The sequence below is a fragment of the Bacillus cereus group sp. N12 genome, from assembly GCF_016483575.1.
In the GTDB taxonomy this organism is placed as follows: Bacteria; Bacillota; Bacilli; order Bacillales; family Bacillaceae_G; genus Bacillus_A; species Bacillus_A toyonensis.
Genome location: NZ_JAEHBO010000001.1, coordinates 171,976 through 192,118 on the forward strand (window position 1 = coordinate 171,976; position 20,143 = coordinate 192,118).

Sequence of the window (20,143 nt, forward strand, 5' to 3'; positions counted from 1 at the left end):
TAAGAAAAAATCGTTTTGTTAGGAGTATAGAGAATGATCAATGCTGTTTACATTCTTATTTTTTGGGTGCTTATACTATTTCCAACCCTTTATATAATAAAGATAAAGAAGTGGACTATAAAAGCAACTGCCTTATTTCTTGGAAGAATCCTATTAAGCATTGTCTATTTCATAAATGGAATGGTGTTAGGACTGCAACGAAATTGGGTAGAGCCTCCCTATGAAACAGAATGGGATTTCTTTGTAAAGTCTTTACTAAACGGAAAAACTGATGCACTTATACACTTGTTACTTCTAATTATTATCATTACTTTGGATCTATTCATTACATTTTATTATATTAATAAAAAGAAATAGGATATTCTCTCCTATTTCTTTTTTTATGAGTAGCGCCATATCGCTATCAAACTAAGGTTTTATGCTGCCCCTAAACAATAATTTTTTACATTTTTACTCTGGGGATGTCAATTTTACTATTTTTGGGGTATTTATTTTTACTAGCTTGATGGACATGGGGTTGATTTATTTTCTTAGGTTGATAGACATGTGGTGCTATCCCATTGCTATTAAGCTAAGAATTTAAATGTAATATTATTTAAGGTAATACTTAAGATACAAATAAAATATCTTTTCCATGTCGCACTGTTTTATTGAAGTCTATCCCGAGTTGTAGCTAGTTCAATGCAACTGTAAATTCGGAGTTCGGTGCGCCAGCAAATACAACCGTTCCGTTCTCTGGTAGTTTCACTTTGTTATTGTCACTAACGACGGTAAAATTGACGCATACTCCATTCTCATCATACACCGCGAATGAACTTCCTGATGGCAACTTCACAGTCATCGTTTTCCCTGCTGCCGTTTGCGGAATCGTAAACCATTTGGCATGCCCATTTTCTTGCAGTGTAACTTTCGATAATGGACCTGCATCAAGGGATTTTACGTTAGATTCACTGACGTATAAAAAGCTGGCCATCTCCATATATTCATTACCATTCTCTGTATAGAAATGAGCTTCCGTCGTATCCCGCCCATTTATCACGGGAATCTGAATTTGATGCGTCGCCGAATTTGGACCTGTAATTTTTTTGCCGTCCCAATACCCATCCTTGAGCGTAATTTGTGTGTTTAGAGGCATTAGTAGTCCTAGATAGTTCATTGAATTAAATTTTTCGTTAACGAGGTAGAACTTGCTCCCCTCACGCTTCGCCCATGCAGCTGCTGTTTTCTTCGGTAACACATTGCTTTCTAATTTTTGGGCTAAATATTGAGTCAACACATTTTGCCCCAATCCCGGCGATAATTCATATGTGCTCTCTCTCAAATAAACTTTTCCATTCTTCTCAGTAACGAAGTTAAGCTTGGAGGTACCCTTCTCATTTATAAAGCTTCCATCCGCCGTATATACATATTTTTCTTTCGGTTTAGTTGGTAAAAACAGTTCTCCCTTCTTCGTAATTTCTATTTTGAAATGGCTTTGGATATTTCCATAAAAACCCGCTTTTTTTACCACGTCTTGAGGTACTTTAGCCTTGACTGGCTTGCCGAAGGATTTATCTGGTTTTATATCCTTAATTGTCCCTTTCTCTTTAAGCCTAGCTAACAGTAATTTGTTTGCCAACAGTTGATTTGTCGTGCTGGAGCCGCCGGAGGACAATACAACTGCTGCCATCTTCTGTTCTGGAAGCACGACCAATGTGGCATGTTGCAGTACCGTATCCCCACCCTTAGTCAACGCTTTTATCCCATATTCACTGAATGGGTATAGTTTCACACTATCCCAGCCAAGACCATAGTTGAACATGTTTTCGCTATCTTCCGGCCACATGCCTCTTTTATATTCTTCTTGTTCCATCGCCTTGACTGCTCTATTAGAGAGAATTTCTTTTCCCTGTCCCATAAATATTTGTGAGAATCGCACCACATCTTCTGCAGTAGAAGAGATTCCTCCCGTACCAATCGCATTTACCATTTCACTCGGAAGCTGTCCCTGGTATTTTGGAGAATACTGTCCAGCCCGCTTTTCGTCTTCCCATTTGTCTTGCGATGTTATCGTATGATTCAGTTTTAATGGCTCTGTAAACTTTTGATGTAGAAATTCAGTAAAACTCATACCACTGACTCTCTCTACCAAGATCTCAGCTAGCGTAAAACCATCATTACAGTATACTGAGAACGCACCAGGGTCTGCCTTCAAGTTTTGGTTGGACAATTGCTGCAACAAGATATCATGGGCATAAGCATCATTATCTTTAAATAAAAATACATTATTGTACGAGGAACCTTGCAAACCCGAGGAGTGATTCAACAGCATACGCGGTGTGATGCGCTTATATCGTTTATCTTTCATTTTGAACTCAGGAATATAGCGGGCAACAGGGGCATCCAAATCAACTTTTCCTTCGTCTACTAGTTTCATAACAGCCGCAGCTGTATATACTTTACTGGTTGAACCAATTCCGTATAGAGTATCTTTGGTTAGTGGCTCTTTCCCTTCTATGTCATTCTTGCCTGTCTGCCCCGACAAAATAAGTTTACCATTATCAATCAGCGCATACTGCACGCTAGTCGTCTCATAGGACTTCGTGAGTAGTTCAGCGTTCTCTGCAGCAATCTTCTCCAAATCTTGGCTAGCAACTTCTTGACTAGATACAACTGGAGTCTTACTGCTAGAAGACGCTAGCGCTCCTGTTGGTAGGCTCATCGTTAGAGCCAAGGTAGCGGCTAACACCCCAGATAATTTATTTTCCATAAGAAAAATACCTCCTTAGATAAATGATCGATTTCATCTTTTATTTGTACAATTACAAACATCACATAAACTACTATTCCGCCTTTATCCCTACTGTCTAAATTCAACAAGTAAAATACTTTTAAAAAGACCAGGATTCTCGGCTCTACCCATACTGTTCAAATTGCCGTCAACATATGCCTCCCTCCATGTGTCCCTCCAGCAAAAGTATTAAATCCTGGAATAACACCTGTATGTCCCCCTATCGAGACAACGTTAGGAAGTTTAATTTCATAGATTCCTAGACCATATCCATTGATTCCTCCCTTTCCTGTAGAAACTGTAGTGAATATTTGTTTTAGTTGCTGTTCTTTCAGTAATTGCCACCAAGCAAATAAGAAAAAAATTTGTTTAAGTCGTTACACTTCCAATGCGAAAGTAAAAATCTGTTTTCATCGGTTCTTAGTTCTTATATCCTATATACCAGCTGCATACCCCTACGTTTTTCTACCCTGGGAAGTTTTAGCGAGTACCCCGGGGGTATCCAAGTTGCAATGTATCTCGCATTACTTGTTCGACGGAAGTACGATCTAGTTGAGTACTTATTTGTAATGAACTAAGTATATTTTGAGTGGAGCCTGTTTTTATCATTGCGGTTGGTGTTAGGTATAATAAAGAGTTCCGGCAATGAAAAGTGCTGAATCTGCAAATGGGAGTTAATTATATATTTTCATAAGACACTCTTCCCCTCTATTCATATAGTATCGGCGGTTGTATATTATTTCTTACTAATTACACAGAAATCATCTTCATATTGTTTATTTTTACAAGCACCATACTGTCGTAATAAACGGTAAAACCTCTCTTTTTCACATGTATGTTAGTACCATAAATGATTTTTTTATTTAGAATGTGCTTATTACTAGTTTGGTTTTCGTATAAATAAATCCTATTTATCCTCCCTCTTTTGTGCTTCTCTATATTTGTATCCTACATAATAAAAATTTCTTTTTTCTTATGCATTTCTTACAATTTCCTTACGTTCAAATCACTTCTATAATTAGGTAGGTTTTATTTTAAAATCTCCAGGATAATAAATGCTTATATAATCCCACGATTTCATAGAAGATGGATTAATAACCCTGCGCCAAATGATCATGCACATCTCTGATATTCCCTTGGATTCCCCCCTCAACCTTTACAACAGTTCCAACCGGCAATCAACACTTCTTCACGTTCTTATAACTAGTAATAACTAATCAACTCCTTACCTGAAAATAAATTAATATAGAAAAAGAGAGATAAGGTTAAAATACCTTTATCTCTCCTTTTCTCTCACAAATTTTGCGAAGGATTTTTTTGTTTTTGGGTTCATCTGTTTTCTTAGCTTGATGGGCATGAGACGTTAAGGAAAAGCAGACTGAAAGAATTAAAGGAGAAGAAATTATTTCAATAAAATTTCTTTAAAGTACTTTTACGTCACTTTCACAAATATAAGAACTCTCATATATTACACTTCATACATCCTTTTCCAAGGAACAATATACCGATACCCAAATCCCTATTTATATAGGGATTTTTTTGTGCAAGTCCCCTCACCATCAATTTAAGAATTTAAAAAAGAGGGGATTATCCCCCTCCTTTTACGCTTGCTCCGATTGTCGAAATTATTTAATATACCCACGATTCAGTTCCGTTAACTTTTCATTGATGTTAAAAATTCTTACTCTAATATCTTTAACACCAACTGCTTCAAGTCTGTTCTTGTGCATTTCAGCGTATTTTTCAGCATCTTGTTTTTCCTCAAATACATAAATGCCTCCAGCTTCTTTTGTTTCTTCATTCTCAGTCCATATTTTCCAGTGGAATCCTCCTTCTTCGTTAATACTATTTGCTAAATCCCAAAATGCTTTTTCCATTTCTTCACCAAAAGGACCTTCAAACGGAAAATCAACTTGTAATAAATACGCCATTTTCACTCACTCCTATTTTTAATATAAAATTCATCAGGAATTCCTTTGTATAAAAATCCTTCCCATTCTTTTACTGATTATGATTCGAATGATAGTAATGTCTAAATTCGTATTGCTATTATTATTCAAGCATTAATTTGAGAATCCCCCTATTTGTAAAAAAACTACAAAATGTTAGCAACTTGAACGCATACAGTTTAACGGCTTCAGGTTATGTTTAAAAAATATGATAACAACTTACCCCTAAACTAAGGACAAACAAAACAAGCGCAGGTATTGCTTTCTTAAAAGGATCTCTCGCTAATACAATAAGAGTTAATGCAGCTGCAAGCATCGTACCACCTAACAACAATCCTGCTAATAAAGCTACTATTGGAATCCAAATTCCTATCAACATTCCAATTGCTCCTACAATCTCAAAAGCTCCAGTTAAGAAATTAAAAAACGAAGGTAAACCAAATCGTTTGAACTCCTCTGCCATTTTCCCAGATATAATTTTCGTACCTGTCATTAAAAAGAACACAAACAACAAAACTTTTACAATATTGATGAAAATTAAAATAGTAATCACACCTTTCTTATTATTTGATAAAAACTCAGTATTGTTCAGGTAGTAGTCACTACCTATACCCTATTTCCTGAGATTGATCATAGGGAAATTGCTTCAATATTTAAAGGGGTAAAAATTATATGCTATAGCATATACAATGCAGAAATTCGACTGGTACTAGGTAAAAAAGTGATCCTGAATCAGATATCATAGAAAATAAAGCTACCTTCTCCTTCCTCTAAACAAACGAAATTATATGCTATAGCATATATAATACATAAAACAAAGTTTGTTCCTTATGAATAGCATAGTATTAATAAGGAACAAGTATTAATAGCGTGTATCATACAATTTGTTTAATAATGATTGTAATACTTTAATCTCTTCCTTGCTCAAATTACTCGTAACGAAATGGTGAGCGTCTTTCACTACAGGCAAGATGGTTTTCTTTAACTCGTCACCTTTTTCAGTTAAAAAAAGGTTATGTGAACGCCTATCTTGGTCATTCAAAGCCTTCTTTACAATCCCTTTTCTCTCCATTGACTGTATCATTCTTACGACAGTAGTTTGATCTTTATCAATAGCTTCTGCTAACTCTTTTTGAGTAGTGCCCCTTTGGCTACAAAGAACACTAATAATTCCCCACTGCTCTGGTGTAACTCCATACGGCTTTAATTTCTTTGTAAAATAATTAGTCATTTTCACATCAGTACGATGAACAAGATAGCCTATTAAATCATGTAAGTTCATGGATCACCTCTATAAATTAAGATATAAAAGGATATAGCATACCAGTCAATTATTCACAGTGAATGTATTTGTTTCACTATTTATATGCTATGACATATATATTAAATTAGGTCATTTTAATTGTCAAATGAATTACCTATTGTTTTCAAAATCAAAATCTATTCCATACATTCCTCCGGTGTGATTTCTGCTGACTATTTCTTCTCCATTCTACAGAAGTTCCGTAGATCTCCCCGCTTAATATGATCACAGTAATTTTTAGCGCTTCATCCTCTTTCTTTTTATGATGTTCTTATAACATTTTATAAAATTTGATATCTACAGGCAGCCACACATTTTCCACCGACGAATCCTTCTTGTCCGCCGATAATTTTTGCAAACTGTTGACAAATTGATTCCTCATTAATCGCCATACCTTTCATCATCACCCCTTTCACTGTTAGGTTATGAATGAATACATAGGTCTGAAACGGTAATGAATCTATGCTATTATAAAAAAGATGATGGGAATCTAACGAAATCTATTAGCTCAATTATTCTTGATCATTTGTATTGTTACCAGAGTTTAAATGGTGCAGAATTTTTATTTTATCCCGCAGTAACGGGCCGTAACAGCCCGATTGGTGAGTGTTAATAATCAGTGAGGGATAAACACCCCACTGATTAAACTTTCACTTTATGAGGGGTTTTTCCTTTTATGCTTGCTGGGCGACTGAAGGTAAAACTCGGCTATTATATGTTAAGATATTTTTAGAGGGCATAAAAAAACACCCTAAGGTGCCATCCTCTGACTTGAGAATCATATCTATGTATGGAAAAAATCAGAAAAGACAAATACAAAAGAGAAGCTTCTAACTATAATTTATAAAGTTCTTATGGCATTAATTACTTACATACATATTTCATTATTTACCGGAAGAAGAATCCCCGTTATATTACTTTCTAATCAGTCTCGTTAAAGCCATCCCAAGAAATCCAGTACCCATCCCTATTAGCCATCCAGTTTGAGTACTTCCTAACATAGATCCCACTCCTCCACCAAGAAACATGCAGCCAACGAATACTAATCCTCCAATTCCCCAATTCGGCCTTTCCATAATTCAAACACACCCTTTCAATAAAACATATGCTATTAGCTACCTAAACTTTCTTGCATAGGATATGTTAATTATTTCTCTAGAGAGGGTATAGTTATTTAGCTTAAGTTTAGCAACTTTCAGGGAATTCAAAAGACGCGGAGATTGACCGATTTGAAGGGATTACAGGAGAAGAATTTTTTGTATGATAATAACTTAATGGTTGTGGAACAAATTCTTCTTCAACTAACCAGCTAATAGAAATCTGGAGATTTTCTACAATCGGGGCTCATCGCCATCAAGTTAACATACCTCCCCCAGTTCTTGTTGTTACAAAATAAGCAGCATATAATCAATTAAAATAATATAACAACCCAAATTAGCAGCAAAAACATCAAGAAAAGACATTCCAAATATGGAACGCCTTCTTTTTTATAAAATCATTCACTTAAATCTATTCCAAAAAATTCTAATTAATAAAATCAAACATTTAACGAAAGAAATTTGTTACTTGCATAACGCTCTTCTAACTTTTTTTGCAAAATTTAGTGGATCATCAACGTCTTCGATATTAACGTAAATCAAATTCGGATCATCACATAACCATTCATTGTGTATAGACGAAACAATTATACCTTGTTTAATAATTGTAGCAACAAATTCAGTAACTTCCTTTTGCAAGAGTGCTACTCGGCCTAGACATAATGCCCGTCCAGTTTTATGATCTCTTGATTCAAATGAGAAGGAAGTTGTTACTCTAAAACGCTTTCCTAAGATGGTTGCTCGTATTTCCTCCCGATTTATTGTTGCTACACATTTTCCACCGGCGAATCCTTCTTGTCCACCGATAATTCTGGCAAACTGTCGACAAATTGATTCCTCATTACTCGCCATATTTTCAATCATCCCCCTTTTACTGTTAGGTTATGAATTCATACATAAGTCTGAAACGGTAATGAATCTATTCGGTTACAAAAAGATGATGGCACTCTAATAAAATCTGTTAGCCCAAGTATTCTTGGTTATATGAATTATTACTAGATTGTAAATGATGGGAGTTTTACTACCCGCAAATAGCGGGATGAATTTCCAAAAGTAAAACCCCAGAAATCCAAAGGTCTCTGGGGCTTCATTATATATTTAGCTCTTTTTGCTTTTTATTTTGTTTATGTCTATAAAGCAATTTTCGACTTATGAGAGAAATCAGTAATAAGATCAGTACTAGTACGAAAAGTTGCATATATGATAAATTAAAATATTTAGCACCTGTAACAAGTAAAAGTGTAGAAATCGTACCTTTTACAATGAAAAAAATAATAATCCATAATCCGCCTTTTTTCCAGTTCATTTTTACTTACCCTTTCCTACGTTTAAATTCATAAAAAAATTAGTGATAGTTCTTGAAAGTGACATTTTAATTGAAATCTATTACATTAATAAAAAAGTAGACTTTTTTTCACAAAAATCATATCCAATTACATGGGACGATTCCATAATAAATGCAAATGATATTCATTGTCAATTTTATTCAACATTTTTAATTCCGATCGTCTACATTGTTCTTTCAGATAGTGACATTTCTTTTTTGTTTCTACAACCGCGACACATCTTTGCAGAAGGAAATCACTTATCTATTTTCACAAGCTGTTTGCCTTGTTCTTGTAGCTTATATGCTAATTATACTTCATTACATTGCTTGGAAATATTAAAAATCACAAGGAAAAGAAGCTAACAATAAATTGTTAACTTCTCAGCTTAAGGAAAAATAGTATCTTTCCTTATTTTTTAATATCTAGGTTGTGATTTAATATTGGTAAGATGAGCATCAAACATATCAATGATTTCAAGAAATCTATCCGCTTCACGAAATACATGATCTGCTAATAATGGATGAATGATACTCTTTATTTTACATTGCTCAATTAAATCACGTGCCGTTTTCTTAAAATCCCGAAGAGATGTGACTGACACACGATTTTGATCTAAAAATTGATCTAAAAGAGGAACTGTTTGAGATTGTGGTTTCATAGATTCTAAGTCAATTGCTTGATACATTAATTCATCAAAATCATTGCTAAAATTCCGTGCTGTATCTACAAGCTTTCTTTCAGATGGATCAAGAAGATGACCAATAAATTTAGCATGGTCTGCCATAATCCTTAAAAAGAAAACATTTTCTTTAATAATAGCATCCGGAAGGGCATCTAATTTACCTTCATTTAATTCAATTAAACGTTTTCTAAAATAATCAGCTTCCCTACTTGTATGGTCAACTAACAGTGGGAAATTATTTTGCCCTGGCAATTTACATGTGAGAATTAATCCTAAAATTTTTCTTTTAAATCCCCAAATATTAGTTGCAGCTTGTTGTACTTCTGAATTAAATCTTTTTATTTGCTCAGGATCTGTTTCATTTGTATAGGAATACGCTATTTGTTCAATATGTTCAAACAATCGATAAAATTGATTAGCTTCTTCGATTAGTTGGGTATCCTCACATCTAAACCCCAATCGAAGAAAAAAAGAATGTTCCTTCATGATTCTAGACCAAAAACGAATTTCATTTAATGATCGTTCAACAAACATGACAGACGTAACACCCGTATCAGGATGTAATGAGGTCTCATCCCTATTCATTCTTAATCCCCCCAGTAAATACTCAGCTAGTTCTATTCTTATGAGTAAGTATATATATAAATGCCATCAATAAAAATCCATGATGATATTGAGAAAGTCCTTTTGGAAATAAAGAAAAGATACCATCAGATGCCTTTCTCTGAATTGATAACCACATGTTATGTTTAAATGTACCTAGTTAACAGTTCCCCCCGCACACGAGAAGTACATAGTATACATAATAAAAAAGAAGCAGAAAATCACTCACGATTTTCTGCTTCTTTTTTTAATTTAAGTTCTTCATACATCGCTTCACGCAAGATTGCTATTTTCTAGTACACGATAACTGGATCATACGTGTTCAAATTATCATACACAGTTTTTGCAACATTAGGAAGAAGGTTAACACACCCACCTGATCCCCCTGTTAAATAGGCATTATTCGCCCAATTTGTTCGCCAGCCAGCATCATGGAATCCTTGACCGCTATTTGTGAATGGTACCCAGTAATCTACTTTAACTGCATAATCAGCTTTACCTACTGCGCTTCCTTTCAACGTGTATGGTGTTCGTTTATACAGAACGTACCACACACCTGGTGATGTATCTTCACTCGTGCTATGTTTACCAGTTACTACATTTGTTGTGACTGCTAATTTGCCATCTTTATAAATCCAAATTTGTTGATCTGCAATTGAAACTTCCGCATACGTGTCTCCAATACCGTTATTCGCTGTTGTTTCATAACCGATACCTTCCTTCTCCCAACCATTTCCGTGAATATTAGAAGCAGATAGCGATTTTTCACCCTTTTCAAAAGCTTGTTGAACTTGTTTTGTTTCTTTTTCAACATCTAGTGCCCAGCCGTAGCCTTGTCCTTTTACTGATATAACCGAACCGGAATGGGTTTTAAAGCTGAAATTTTTATTTAATGTTGATTTAGCATTATTAATTTCAGTAATCTTTTTCTTAATGTCACTCGCATCGATTGTCACTTTCATATCCTTTGACATAGAGGCATTTTGAATTAAATCTTTCGCTTTTAAAGGATACACTTCATTCTGTACTTTATATTCAACGGACTGCCCAAGAAGATTCTGTAGTGCTTGCTCCTCTTTTTTGATAATTGGATCGTCTTCTTTAATAGGCTGTATGTATGTAGACTTCAGATGAATTTCGCTTTTATATTTCTGCTTGTCGTAATCTTTCAATAGACTAGTAACGTCATACTGTTTTCCATCAACGCTCTTCGAAATAACAATTTTTCCTTGTTCAAGCTTCGCCATAGCATCTTGAGGTGCTTTTAATTCTTTATTCATAGAAACGAGCTTTTCTTCTACAAGTTTTTTCATCGTTTCACTACGATACTGATCCGCCTTTTCCGGTAGCACTGAATAATTTTTTTCCTTTGAGGAAGGGAAAAATGTCCACTGGCTTTTTAATAGCTTCTTAACTTGAGGCAAATCTTTTTCCGTAAGTTCTGTTTTTGTCTCTTTTTCATCTAAAATTTGTTGTTGATCGACATAGACTTTATTTGCTAGTCCAGATGTTTTTAATTTCTGTATTGCCTGATCAGCACTCATACCACCAACTTTGGTGTCATTAATCGTAACATTCGAATTGAAGTGAGTTGCCTGATAATAACTCACTCCCCCAACGAGAAGCGCAATTATACCAACACCCGCTGCGATAAATTTCCAATTTGGAAAACGTTTTCTTGATCTTACTCGTTTTTTATGAACTTCTTCAACTGATTCATTTACTGTATTGTTGTTCATCAATTTTTCCCCCATAGACATTAACGTCAATCGATTTTAAACCAAAACCATTGACTAGTGTACCTTATTTTTCCTGAAATTTCATTATTTTTGACAAGATTTTATCGCATTTATTTAATCAAACTTAGTTTTTTAATAGAACGGCCCTACTCTATGTGTAACACTCTAATTTAGTTTCATATGAGATTTTTTCTTTTTCTACAATATCAGTCCAGCTTATTAAAAAATAGAAAAATCCCGTATTCCATAAAAAATACGGGATTTTTATCCATACGTTTATTTTGTAAAGTAACATTTAGTCGAAAAAAGTTCATTCGTTACAGATTACTTATCTAATTAAGGATCATTTATATTCCAGTCCAAACATCTTTCCCGTATCGTCCTTCATGTTGCAAATGATCCAACCAATTCCTTGCTTCTTGTTCACTAACTTCATGAATTTCTTCATATGCTTGACAAAGGGTATCTTCTACATCCGGAGCCATTTTACTTCCATCACCACATATATAAAGATGAGCTCCATTATCTAATAACGAAATTAAATTGATTCTATCCTGTTTTATTAAATGCTGTACATATGTTTTTGGCTCTCCCTCTAGACGAGAAAAAGCTGTGTGTAAAGAGATTAATCCATCTCTTTCATCATTTTCTAGTTCTGTACGATAAAGATAATCTTTTTCAGGATGACGACAACCAAAATATAGATGCGCTTGTCCTAAGTTAATACCTTTTTGCTTTTGAACACGACGCGCTTGCAAGAATCCACGGAATGGTGCAATTCCAGTACCTGGTCCCACCATGATAATTGGTGTTTCTGGATTTTCAGGCAATTGAAAGTTTGATTGTGGCGTTCGAATGAAACAGATAATTTCATCTTTATTATGACGCTGAGCTAAATAATTAGAAGCGACGCCTTCATATGTCCCTTCCCCACTCCATGCAGGTGCATTAACAACACCAACCGTAATGCTCAGACGATCCTGTGCAACGAGTGGCGAGCTTGAAATAGAATAGTAACGCGGTTTGAGCGCAGGAAGAAGTTCTAAAAATCGTTCAAATCGGATTTCACAAGCCTCATACTTTTCAAGCAGATCCAACATTGAAATACGTTTCTTTAATATTCTTTCATGATAAACTCCTTCTTCCAATAATGATTCCAATTCCTTTTTATGAGGAGGGCATGCTGTGAATGTCACCATTTCTCGTATTTGTGCTCGAGTGGCTGCTTCTTGCACTTCGACACTATAACTAATAAGGTCAAACAAACTAACAGGACTGTCTAAAGGTATGTGATTTACACTGCGCCCACTTGCGCTCAGTATGACTTGATCCTTCCCATTTAATCCAAAGCGTTTTAAAATTCGGTTAACATTTTTCTCGCTATTAATTGGTAGCACTCCAAGGTGGTCTCCTTCTTGATACGTAGCACCTTCTGGCAAGGATACCTCGATATGCCGCGTACTTCTATCACTGCTGGATGATTGGAGTTCATGATTTTCTAGTATAGATGCATAAACTGCTTCATATGTTCGGGCAAGAGGAGATCCTCCAAGACGACTAACAAATTGCAGACTCAAAGTACTGCGCTCTTTTTCCATATTTTTGTTAAGTTCTAGTCCAAATGCCCTCATCGCATCAGACCACATGCTTTGTTTCCATTGCTCGAGTTGTTCCTCGAAATCACCACTTGCATCCGCTTCTCCGCGTTTAGAGAATCTCGTTGCTCCTTTTTGAGCCATTTGCTCATCAATGTATCTTGGAATCCGCTGATAAGTACTAGCCCAATTGTGATCTCCACAACCAAAAACTGCGTATTGAACACCTTTTAGCTCATCCGGTTTTAATTCCTCCAACCACTGCACAAACTGCCCTGCATTACTTGGTGGCTTTCCATTATAAGATGAAGTTACAATAAGAACTGCTCCTTCTTTTGGCAGAATTCCAATTCGCTCGTTAAGAGCTACTACTTCCGTTTGAACACCTTCTAAACTAGCTGTATCTGCTAGTTCTCTTGCAATACCTTCTGCTACCCCTGTATCCGAGCCATACAGAACAAGCAGCGAAAGATTATCAGCTCCAATAATAGAAGGAGTCTTCTGAACTTGCTGTTCGATTTCATGGTTTTTCAGTTTCTCCTCTGTAGGCGCAAGAACAGTAGTATGACTGATAGTTTGATTTCGGGGTAGAATCCTAATTTTAAAATCACCGGGCTTTAGCGTTAATGTTTGTTTTACGTCCAGCTGATAGTTTTGATAATCGATTAATTCAAAATGTTGAAGAAGCATTCCCATTACGAGAGTGGCTTCATGAAGTGCAAACTGCATACCGATACATGCTCGTTGACCATTTCCAAATGGCTTATAAGCATGATGAGGAACCTTATCCGGCTCTTCAAATCGTTCAGGTTGGAATTCTTCCACATTGTCTCCCCATGCATCTTTATCCCTATGTAGCTGTGGAATAAGAACAGAAATGCGATCTTCTCCTTTCTTAATTGGATATTTCCCACCAATTACTGTATCTTCTTTTGCATAGAGACTGAATGCTGGAGCAGTAGGCCATAGACGTAGCGATTCATTTAAAATCATCCGTATGTACTTAAGTTTCATAACTTGTTGATATGTTGGAGTAGGATCTGTCAATACCCGATCTACTTCTTCATAGGCTTTTTTCAACTTATCCGGATTCTTTAATAAAAAATAGATTGCAAAAGATAACAATCCACTTGTTGTCTCATGCCCAGCTATTAAAAAAGTGATAATTTGAAAACGAATATTTTCATCATCTAATTTTTCACCAGTTTCCGGATCCTGCACATTTAACATACGGGCAAGTAAATCATTTTCTTCTTGATTTCCATTACTTTTACGTTCAGCAATAATATTATCTACTAAAGAAAACATGGATTGGATATCATGCTGAAATTGACGTTTCGTTCTCCACATGAGTTTGTCTTCTATATCCAGTCGCTGTAATTGGTGCATCGCTTCATCTAGAGCACGGCTCATGCTAGTGATAAAAGGATGAGAGGTCTCACGATAAAAGCTATTAAATCGGTAATTAAAACCACATAGACCAATTGTATCCAATGTAAGGCGGGTCATATCCTCCGGAACATCTACGTTTTCATTCGGATTCAGTCTTGCCCATTTTTGAACGAGTTGTACAGCAATATCGACCATCATGGCATGGTAATCTTTCATTGCCCGTTGGCTGAATGTAGGCATCAAAATATTATGAGCTTTTTTCCAGTTAGGCTCGTCAGTCTCGCTTGTAAATAATCCGTCTCCAGCAAAGGCACGAACTTTCGCTAAAGCACCATCTATACTTTTATCGAACCTTGTTTCATCACAGACTTCTGCTACCAGTTCATGTCCAGAAACGACAATGATAGTATCACTTAAAGTTTGAATTTGAAAAATAGGACCATACTCTTCCGCTATCTTGATAAAAGATAAGGTCGGTTTATCTTTGTCGATTAATGGGAGATTCCCCAGCGGTCCATATGTTTTCGGCTGAGGAATGGCAGATACTTTTTTATCCATTAAAAACACCCTTTCAAAAAGCATGAAATAAAGTGAAACTTTAATCAGCCCTCACCAATCGGGCTTTTACGGGCAGCAGGGCCCCTACCTAACTTCTTTGCTTCCGCTGAATTTTGAGGTGGAGGTCTTACTGTCCGGCAAATAGCGGGATAAAATATCCCATTCAATAAAGAGAAGATAGCAAGCAATCGTCTGAGATAAAGATATGTAATTGATTACCTTACTTTATCTTTTCCCTAACTATTCATGATTATGATATTGCTTATAAGGTTGGTAATCTAAGTTGTTTGTTGACATTAGATTTATAATTTGCAGAAAAAAATACTAACTTACAATGAAGCGAATTATTATAATTGGAGCATTATGATGTTGGTGTTAAAAGATAATCTAAAAACTCCCCACATATTTTGATCACACTTTATTTTACAGCTACAGTTGCACTACATATCCGTCAAGCTAAGAAAAGCGAACACCCAAAACAAAGAAGTTGATGAGCTTAAGATTGTAGTATTTGGAAAGCCCATAGTTTTTAATGTCCAGTCAAACAAATACGATAAGTAAGTAATGTTTGACTAGTGAAACTATTTCCAGAGAGTTCCGATGCTAAAAAATAGTTTGTCTCTTGCTTTATAGTAAATTTATCCAACAACATTTATACGTAGTGCTTTCCATGTTACAATTTACTATAAGTGAGGAAGGTGTCTTATGAAAATATCTGTTTATGTTGCAAGTGCATTTAGCAAGGATCATAAAGGCGGAAATAAAGCAGGAGTGGTATTTATGGAGAATACATTGACCACTACTCAAAAAATGGCAATAGCCAAACAACTGGGCTATGCGGAAACCGCATTTATATCAGAATCTGAAATTGCTGATTATAAAATTGAGTATTTTACACCAAAAGAAGAAGTTGATTTATGTGGGCATGCCACAATTGGCTCTTTCACGATACTGATGCATTTAAATAAACTTTTCAAGAATCGCTATACGATTGAAACGAACAGCGGTGTTCTTACTATTACCATAAAAGAGGACATCATATTCATGGAACAAAACGAACCGATATTCTATGATGTTATATCTCCAAATGAGTTTATCGACTGCTTTGACATTAAAGATATAGACAATAAATACCCAATTCAAATTGTCTCCACGGGCTTAAAAGATATTTTAATTCCTATAAAAAGCGAAACACAATTACATACAATGCAACCTAATTTTGAAAAAATTAAAAAAATCAGCAAGTATTATAATGTTGTCGGGATGCATCTATATACTTTTAATGACAATCGAATTATATGCAGAAACTTTGCTCCACTATACGATATCAATGAAGAAGCAGCGACTGGAACTTCAAACGGTGCATTAGCTTGCTACCTTTATGAACAGCACTACTTACAAAAAGAAGTCTATGTATTTGAACAAGGTTATTCTTTACACTCGCCTTCCGAAATATTAGTTAAATTAGCAACCAATAGCAAGAATGAAATAGAAAAAGTTTATGTTGGTGGCAAAGGCTATTACTGTGAAACTAAGTGTTTACATGTAGAAAATATTGAGTAAAAATAAAAAAACACCGAATAAAAAGGTTGAGAAGGATAGAGAAATAGATAAAAAACAAACACATTATTTAATTGAACAATGTGTTTGTCTTCAATCTGAAAGGATCTGATATGAATATCAGATCCTTTTTACTATATATAATTATTTCACTGGTTCTTTTCCAACTTTAAATACCGACGCCTTAGCAACAAAAAATTGTATTTCTTCACAGCCTAACTAATCAGCAAGAAACTTATAGGAATCATTATCAAGAGTTTTTTTGCTTTAACGATTTAACCTCTCGACAGCTTCCGCACTTGTATCTACACGTTTAACGAAAAAAACTAATAGTAGTGCTACAACATTCATGCCAAGCGCTACATAGAATGAATGCTGAATTCCGGATAATAAAGCCTTCTGCGTTAACATTGCCTTCGTAGCTTCTGTGAAGGTTGTTGGATCTACATCAGACATTAAACTTTCAGCTTTTGTTGTTGTTACAGAATTCATAATCGTAACAAGAATAGCAGTACCAATCGAACCGGATACTTGTTGAGCTGTATTATTAACAGCTGTACCGTGCGGATTTAAGCGAGTTGGCAATTGATTAAGACCATTTGTCATAAGCGGCATCATCACCATCGCCATCCCAAACATCCGCAGTGTATAAATAAGAATAATATGCGTGTGACTAGAGTCGAGTTGCAGGTTTGCCAGCATATAAGTTGAAACAGCTGTAATGGAAAGTCCTACTATGCCAAGAATCCGAGGGCCATATTTATCAAATAGTTTACCTGTAATTGGTGACATAACCCCCATTATTACCGCACCCGGAAGCATCATCAGCCCAGAGTTCAGCGGCGAAATGCCACGGACGTTTTGTACATAAGCTGGTGTTAAAATCATACCTGAAAACATGGCCACCGCATTGACAATTGCAATTACAGATGCAAGTGCAAACATTGGGTACTTGTAAACACGTAAATCCAATAACGGTTCATTCATTTTTAATTGACGGATAATGAAAGCAGTTAGGGCAATAGCGCCTATGGTTAAAGTTGTTACGACAACTGTATCCGTCCAACCATCTGAGCTTGCAGAACTGAACCCATATAACAAACCGCCAAAACCGATAGAAGATAATAATAATGAGAGATAATCAAGTTTTGCATTTTTGTTTTGTTTCATGACATTTTCAGATTTCCAAATCCCTAATAGTAAGCTAATGATTGCTAACGGTAAAATCATTTCAAAAAGCAAACGCCAGTCATAATACTCTACAATATAACCTGATAGTGTCGGTCCAATTGCTGGAGCTGTAATCATAACTAGTCCAAAAATCCCCATTGCTGTTCCCCTTTTTTCTCTCGGAAAGCTTACTAGCATAATATTCATTAACAAAGGTCCCATAACTGAAGAGCCTGCCGCTTGAACCATCCGACCAGTAAGTAATAAGCCAAAGTTCGGTGCTACAGCCGCTAAGGCAGTACCAAGAATAAAAATCACCATGGATGTAATAAATAAGCTCCTATTTGAGAAGCGGGTTATTAAAAATGCTGAGGCCGGAATTAATATACCACTAACAAGCATATATCCTGTAGAAAGCCACTGGATTGTTGAATAATCTTGAATGTCTAAATCTTTCATTATTGATGGCAAAGCTACATTTAAAAGCGAGTTATTTAGAAATGAAACAAAGGCCCCAATAAAAAGAATTACAAGCATTAAATATGGTGGTTTTCTTTTATGTAATGTTTCACTCATATATTTGTTTGCTCCCTCATTATAAATTTCATTGATTCGTTTAAATCGTTTGCATATCTGCACAAGAATACTTTATCCTTGCAGTATTTTGCCAAACTCTTCGAATAGATATTCTCTTTTTAACAATTCCCTTTTCTCACCATAACATTTTAAATCTTCTTTATTGACTAAATCCTTTATACACATGTAAATAAGATTTTGAAGGAATATATAAATGAACTTTTTTTAAAAATGACAAAATATTTAAGTAGGCCACATAAAACGATCAATCTTTTTTATAAAAATGTAAAGAATCTAAAATTAAAACCCAAACATTTTGATTAAATTGTTTGGGTTTCTTCTATTTATAAAGTCAATATTTGTAGCAATACTTTAATCAAACTAACACCTATAACTTTTTAAAACTTATTGAATTTATCACTTGCTAATCTAGTAATAAAATACTGAACATCAAACAAAACAGTAGCAAACAGAACGAACTTTATACATACTAAGGCCCATCTCATAACATTTTTAAACAATCGATTATAACGATATCTGAATTACTTTACATTTGAACCCATGTAATCCACTTCTCACCTTCTAACAATTTCGCTATATAACAAAAAAAGCATTGGATACCCAATGCTTTTTACACTTTCGCAAATAGAGATGTATTCGCATATAAAGCTGGCGAGCCACCTGAATGTACGAATAAAATGTTATCTTCTTTATTAAATGTACCTTTCCTAATTAAGTCAATGAGTCCCGCCACTGCTTTACCTGTATACACTGGATCAAGTAAAATACCTTCAGTTTTCGCAAGTAACTGAACTGCTTCAACCATTTCTGGTGTTGGTAAAGCGTATCCTGGTCCTACATATTCATCAAAGCATGTAACGGCTTCGCGCGGGATAAAGTTTGGGATACCAACGTGAGCTGAAGTTTCAGCTACAAGTTTTGCAACTTTCTCTTCTTGCTCAGCTTTTCCTCTACTTACGTTAATTCCGATTACAGGAATCTGGCTTTGCGTTCCAGAAAAGCCAGTAATTAAACCAGCATGCATACCCGCGCTACCACTTACACAAACAACTGTACTGAAATCAATTCCTTGCTCGAATGATTGCGCCATAATTTCTTGCGCACAAGCAACGTATCCCATTGCGCCAGTAGGGTTTGATCCACCAACTGGTATTACATATGGTGTACTACCTTTTTCACCTACTTCTTTTGCTACCTTCTGCATCTCTTCCATAAGATCTGCTCCGTTTGGTACAACAATTACGTTTTCAGCACCTAATAAGTGATATAAGAAATAGTTTCCGTTAAAGTCTGGCTTCTCTTCTGGCTCAAGCCCTTCCTCTAATACAAGGATACATTTCATTTTTTCTTTTACCGCAGCTGCCAGTGTCAGACGGCAATGATTTGACTGAATACCACCAGCTGTAATTAACGTATCTGCACCCTTTTCCTGTGCATCCGCAACTAGAAACTCTAACTTTCTTGTCTTATTACCACCAGCTGTTAAACCAAGTAAATCATCTCGTTTAAAATAAATAGTCGGCCCACCAAGTACTTCAGAAAAATTGTTTAACTTTTCAATCGGTGTATATGATTCTGTATATTTTTTTCTCGGGAATTTAGCTAAATTCATTGTAACGCTCCTTTTGTACTTCTTTCACAATATATGTAACGATACTATTATTACATGTAAAAATGATGAAGTCATCTTTCTGGATTAAAAATGTATTAGAATTTCATTTTGATAAGTAAAACCGTATTAATGATTTTAACTTAATTACGGTACATGAAATTTATATCAACGATTTTCTTAATATATCG

General features: G+C 35.3%; 14 protein-coding genes and 3 pseudogenes. 2 read left to right on the forward strand and 15 right to left on the reverse strand.

Annotated features, from left to right (window positions below; genetic code table 11):
• Positions 1 to 33: 33 nt before the first annotated feature.
• The gene (locus tag JDS92_RS00840; protein WP_000606340.1) at positions 34 to 357 is read left to right on the forward strand and encodes a hypothetical protein; all 324 of its coding nucleotides are present in this window, start codon (positions 34 to 36) and stop codon (positions 355 to 357) included.
• 316 nt (positions 358 to 673) lie between these two features.
• On the opposite strand, the gene JDS92_RS00845 is transcribed toward JDS92_RS00840, so the two are convergent.
• The 13 genes and pseudogenes from JDS92_RS00845 to cypD all read right to left on the reverse strand — a co-directional run bounded on the left by JDS92_RS00845 (position 674) and on the right by cypD (position 15,016).
• Entirely contained in the window at positions 674 to 2,749 is a 2,076-nt protein-coding gene (locus tag JDS92_RS00845) for a serine hydrolase domain-containing protein (protein ID WP_098911778.1), read from the reverse strand.
• 90 nt (positions 2,750 to 2,839) lie between these two features.
• A pseudogene (locus JDS92_RS31680) lies at positions 2,840 to 3,149 on the reverse strand (serine hydrolase domain-containing protein); the annotation flags it as partial.
• Between the two features lie 1,246 nt (positions 3,150 to 4,395).
• On the reverse strand, positions 4,396 to 4,701 hold the full coding sequence (locus JDS92_RS00855) for a monooxygenase (protein ID WP_097959581.1): 306 nt from the start codon (positions 4,699 to 4,701) through the stop codon (positions 4,396 to 4,398).
• A gap of 217 nt (positions 4,702 to 4,918) precedes the next feature.
• Entirely contained in the window at positions 4,919 to 5,269 is a 351-nt protein-coding gene (locus JDS92_RS00860; protein ID WP_097959585.1) for a DoxX family protein, read from the reverse strand.
• Between the two features lie 312 nt (positions 5,270 to 5,581).
• Positions 5,582 to 6,001, reverse strand: coding sequence for a MarR family winged helix-turn-helix transcriptional regulator (locus JDS92_RS00865; RefSeq protein WP_097952191.1), 420 nt, complete (start codon positions 5,999 to 6,001; stop codon positions 5,582 to 5,584).
• Between the two features lie 326 nt (positions 6,002 to 6,327).
• Positions 6,328 to 6,453 (reverse strand): annotated as a pseudogene (locus JDS92_RS00870) (DUF1259 domain-containing protein); the annotation flags it as partial.
• 483 nt (positions 6,454 to 6,936) lie between these two features.
• Positions 6,937 to 7,098 (reverse strand): hypothetical protein, encoded by a 162-nt coding sequence (locus tag JDS92_RS00875; protein WP_000441014.1) that lies wholly within the window; start codon positions 7,096 to 7,098, stop codon positions 6,937 to 6,939.
• A 486-nt stretch (positions 7,099 to 7,584) separates the two neighbouring features.
• Complete coding sequence (locus JDS92_RS00880; protein ID WP_142307101.1) at positions 7,585 to 7,971, reverse strand: DUF1259 domain-containing protein; 387 nt, start codon at positions 7,969 to 7,971, stop codon at positions 7,585 to 7,587.
• Between the two features lie 238 nt (positions 7,972 to 8,209).
• Positions 8,210 to 8,425: a hypothetical protein gene (locus JDS92_RS00885; RefSeq protein WP_001104095.1), complete on the reverse strand. Its 216-nt coding sequence runs from the start codon at positions 8,423 to 8,425 to the stop codon at positions 8,210 to 8,212.
• Positions 8,426 to 8,634: 209 nt separating this feature from the next.
• Positions 8,635 to 8,754 (reverse strand): annotated as a pseudogene (locus tag JDS92_RS00890) (RNA-guided endonuclease TnpB family protein); the annotation flags it as partial.
• A gap of 108 nt (positions 8,755 to 8,862) precedes the next feature.
• Positions 8,863 to 9,714, reverse strand: a complete 852-nt coding sequence (locus tag JDS92_RS00895) for a DUF2935 domain-containing protein (protein ID WP_001078035.1) — start codon at positions 9,712 to 9,714, stop codon at positions 8,863 to 8,865.
• Positions 9,715 to 10,025: 311 nt separating this feature from the next.
• On the reverse strand, positions 10,026 to 11,471 hold the full coding sequence (locus JDS92_RS00900; RefSeq protein WP_097952197.1) for a L,D-transpeptidase family protein: 1,446 nt from the start codon (positions 11,469 to 11,471) through the stop codon (positions 10,026 to 10,028).
• A 347-nt stretch (positions 11,472 to 11,818) separates the two neighbouring features.
• Positions 11,819 to 15,016 carry a bifunctional P-450/NADPH--P450 reductase gene (gene cypD / locus JDS92_RS00905; RefSeq protein WP_199631361.1) on the reverse strand — a complete coding sequence of 1,066 codons (3,198 nt, stop codon included), beginning with the start codon at positions 15,014 to 15,016 and terminating at the stop codon, positions 11,819 to 11,821.
• A 705-nt stretch (positions 15,017 to 15,721) separates the two neighbouring features.
• Here cypD and JDS92_RS00910 point away from each other — a divergent pair.
• On the forward strand, positions 15,722 to 16,579 hold the full coding sequence (locus JDS92_RS00910; RefSeq protein WP_000704338.1) for a PhzF family phenazine biosynthesis protein: 858 nt from the start codon (positions 15,722 to 15,724) through the stop codon (positions 16,577 to 16,579).
• Positions 16,580 to 16,843: 264 nt separating this feature from the next.
• Here JDS92_RS00910 and JDS92_RS00915 read toward each other — a convergent pair whose 3' ends face one another.
• A complete protein-coding gene (locus tag JDS92_RS00915; RefSeq protein ID WP_016108761.1) occupies positions 16,844 to 18,322 on the reverse strand; it encodes an MDR family MFS transporter in 1,479 nt (492 codons plus the stop codon).
• 631 nt (positions 18,323 to 18,953) lie between these two features.
• On the reverse strand, positions 18,954 to 19,955 hold the full coding sequence (cuyA, locus tag JDS92_RS00920; RefSeq protein WP_199631362.1) for a D-cysteate sulfo-lyase: 1,002 nt from the start codon (positions 19,953 to 19,955) through the stop codon (positions 18,954 to 18,956).
• Between the last annotated feature and the right edge of the window lie 188 nt (positions 19,956 to 20,143).